At 65.3% G+C, this 3,278-nt stretch carries 2 protein-coding genes and 1 pseudogene; 2 read left to right on the top strand and 1 reads right to left on the bottom strand.

The genetic code is table 11. The annotated features are described in order from the left end of the window. Positions 1-152: 152 nt before the first annotated feature. Complete coding sequence (locus VK519_RS12305) at positions 153-449, top strand: XRE family transcriptional regulator (RefSeq protein ID WP_324350164.1); 297 nt, start codon at positions 153-155, stop codon at positions 447-449. A gap of 53 nt (positions 450-502) precedes the next feature. Here VK519_RS12305 and fusA read toward each other — a convergent pair whose 3' ends face one another. Beyond that, positions 503-2,542: an elongation factor G gene (fusA, locus tag VK519_RS12300; protein ID WP_324350163.1), complete on the bottom strand. Its 2,040-nt coding sequence runs from the start codon at positions 2,540-2,542 to the stop codon at positions 503-505. 227 nt (positions 2,543-2,769) lie between these two features. On the opposite strand from fusA, the pseudogene VK519_RS12295 reads away from it, so the two are divergent. Beyond that, positions 2,770-3,278 (top strand): annotated as a pseudogene (locus tag VK519_RS12295) (hypothetical protein); the annotation flags it as partial.

The following is a 3,278-nucleotide window of genomic DNA, read 5'->3' as shown; positions in this document are numbered from 1 at the left end:
TCCACCATAGTAAGCGTCGCAAAGTTGGATGGCTTTAGATATCGAACAAACCGCAATGCTAGATCCAATGCGATGATCAACGTGCATCACCCGATCATCCCGTAAAGGGAGACAAGGGAGGTGCGATCCATCGCAGGCCATGGAGTGGCGAAATGATCGAAATAGTAGAAAGTTCAGGGAATGTGTATGCCGATCTGGGTCTCGCCGATGCGGATGACATACTCGCGAAAGCGAGCATGACCATCACGCTTGATACGGCCATCAAAAGCCGCGGTTGGACCACCCAGAAGGCGGCCGCTGCTCTGGGCGTGCGTAAAGCCAAACTGAGGAAAGTGCTAGACGGACGCTTTCACAAAGTGAGCGCCCGCGAGCTTGATTCCTGGGTGGCGGCCATGACCTCTGATCAGCCGTCATGGCTGGGGATCGGCGTCGACAACCGTCGGCGGTGAACTCCGGGAACGCACGGGGTCAGAGTCATAACTCTGACCCCCAAACCGCGCGGCTACGACGCCTCCGCCTGAGGCGTCCACGCTTCCATCAACCGCTTTTGCACCGTCGGCGGCACCACGTCGTAATGACTGAACTCCAACACGTAGTGGCCCTGGCCGCCGGTGACGGATTTCAATTGCACGGCGTAGTCGTCGAGTTCGGCGAGGGGAACATGGGCGTGGATGGCCATTTCGCCGCGGGGCAGGGTGTCGGTGCCCAGGATGTGGGCGCGGCGGGAGGCGAGGCCGCCGGTGACATCGCCGACGTTCTGTTCCGGTAGCGACACATCCAGCGTGACCACCGGCTCCAGTACCTGGGGATGGGCCTTGCTCACGGCATCGAGGAAAGCTTTGCGGCCCGCGCTCACGAACGCCACTTCCTTCGAATCCACCGGATGGTGCTTGCCATCGGTCACCACCACGCGCACGTCCTGGATCGGATAGCCGGCGATGGCGCCATGTTTAAGTGCCTGCCGCACGCCTTTCTCGATGGCAGGAATAAACTGGCCGGGTATCACGCCACCCTTGGTGGCGTCTTCGAAGCGGAAGCCTTCGCCGCGGGCCAGCGGTTCCACATGCAGGGTAACTTCGCCGAATTGGCCCGCGCCGCCGGTCTGCTTCTTGTGCCGGTGGTGACCGTCGGCCGCGCCGTTGATGGTTTCGCGATAGGCCACGCGCGGCGTATGCGACACCACTTCCACGCCGTAGCGGGAATGCATGCGCTCGAGCATCAGGCGCAGGTGCAGGTCGGAAAGGCCACGGATCACCGTCTCGTTCAGTTCGTTGTGGTTCTCGACCTGGAAACAGGGATCTTCCTCGGCCAGCCGGGCCAAGGCCTGGGCCATTTTCTGCTCCTGCCCCTTGTGCGCCGGCTCAATGGCCAGGCCGAACATCGGGTTGGGGAAAGGTGCGGGCGCCAGGTGCAGTTGGTCCTCATCGTGGGCATCGTGAAGCACGGCGTCGAAGTGGATTTCCTCGATGCGGGAAACCGCGGCGATGTCGCCGGGCAAGGCTTCGTCGATCTCGATGTGTTCCTTGCCCTGCAGGCGGAACAGGTGCGACACGCGGAAGGGCTTGCGGGCGTCGTCGATGTAAAGCTGCATGTCGCGGCGGATCGTGCCCTGGTACACGCGGAATATGCCGAGCTTGCCCACGAAGGGATCGTTGACCACCTTGAATACGTCGGCGATCACATGCCGTGCGGGATCGGGCACCGCCTCCACCGGCTCGCCGCCAAGATGCAGGAACGGTGGCGGATTGCGTTCGGCGGGGCTGGGCATCAGCCGTACGATGAGGTCTAGCAAGGGCTCGATGCCCACATTGTCGCGCGCGGAGGTGAAGCAGATGGGCACCAGGTGGCCTTCGCGCAGCGCGCGCTCGAAGGCATCGTGCAATTCGCGCGGGGTAAGCGATTCCTCGCCTTCCTCCAGGTAGTGCTCCATGGTGGCCTCGTCGGTCTCCATGATCTGGTCCAGCATCTGCTGATGCGCGTGCACGGGCGCTGAAAAATCGCTTTCGCCCCCGGTCTGGAAGAAGCAGTCGGCCACCGTGCGGCCCTTGGCGCAGGGCAGGTTCACCGGCAGGCACTGGCTGCCGAATTCATTGCGCAGGGATTGCACCAGGGAGGGAAGGTCAACGTGGTCGGCATCGATGCGGTTCACCACCAGGATGCAGGCCAGGCCGCGCTCGCGCGCCCGCTCCATCACCCATCGGGTGCCGTGCTCGATGCCGTGTGCGGCATTGACGACCACCGCGATGGTTTCCACCGCGTCCATCGCCGCCAGGGCCGGTCCACGGAACTCTGCGTAGCCTGGGGTGTCAATCAGGGTGATGCGGTGGCCGTCGCGCTCGAGGGAGGCGATGGCCGTGTCGATCGAATGCCCTCGCGCTCGCTCGGCCGGGTCGAAATCGGAAACGGTATTGCCGCGTTCGACTTCGCCCCGGGTGGCCAGGGCGCCGCCGGCATGCAGCAGGGCTTCGAGCAGGGTGGTCTTGCCCGCGCCGGCATGGCCGGCGAGGGCTAGGTTGCGGATGTGTTCCGTGGTGTACGACACGATGCGACCCTCCGAGGTTAACGGTACGGGCGGGCGGCATGGGGGCGGCGTCGATGACTGGCGTCGCGACCGTACGCCGCGAGCGGCATGACGATGGCGTTGGTGTCCCCATAGCCTTCTCCCATCCGCAAGGCGCGTCAAGCGGCTTAGGCCGCGTTTAGGGCCCGGTCGCTAAGCTCGGCGGTTCATTCATCGAAAGTCGGCGCGAGAACGGAGATCATCGGCCAGTGCAGCACCAGGGAGTCCCCGTACCCGACCAGGTAGAACACCACCGCCTCGTGCTCGAGCCACGCCAGGGCGCGGGCCTGGCCGTGATCGATGCCCCCACCCGGGCCCTCCTGCACGAGATGCGCTGGCGCCAGGCGCCCCGTGAGCGCCTTCCCGTGGTGCTGGGCATCGTGCTGGTGGTGGCGCTGCACCTGGTGATCTTCATCGCCGCCCGCGTCGGCATGCAGCCGCACGCGCGCGAGGCGCTGCATGATCCGCGCGATTCCGCCCTGCAGGTGCGCCTGATCGACCGGCCGCGGGCGATCCCGGCCGAGGCCGCGCCGCCACCGCCGGAAATTCCCATACCAAAGAACACACCGCCGAGGACCGCCGCCGAACACCACGCCGCGCCGCCTGCCCAGCCCGCTCCCGCCCCGCCACCGCCTCCATCGCGCGAAGCGCCCGCACCAGGGGCCATGCAGGCCACGCTTGGACCTTCCGCGCCCCGGCTTTTCGACAACGGCCAGGC

Origin of the sequence: Pinirhizobacter sp. (assembly GCF_035317885.1) — a bacterium.
In the GTDB taxonomy this organism is placed as follows: domain Bacteria; phylum Pseudomonadota; class Gammaproteobacteria; order Xanthomonadales; family Rhodanobacteraceae; genus Pinirhizobacter.
This window is presented reverse-complemented; position numbering and strand designations above follow the sequence as displayed.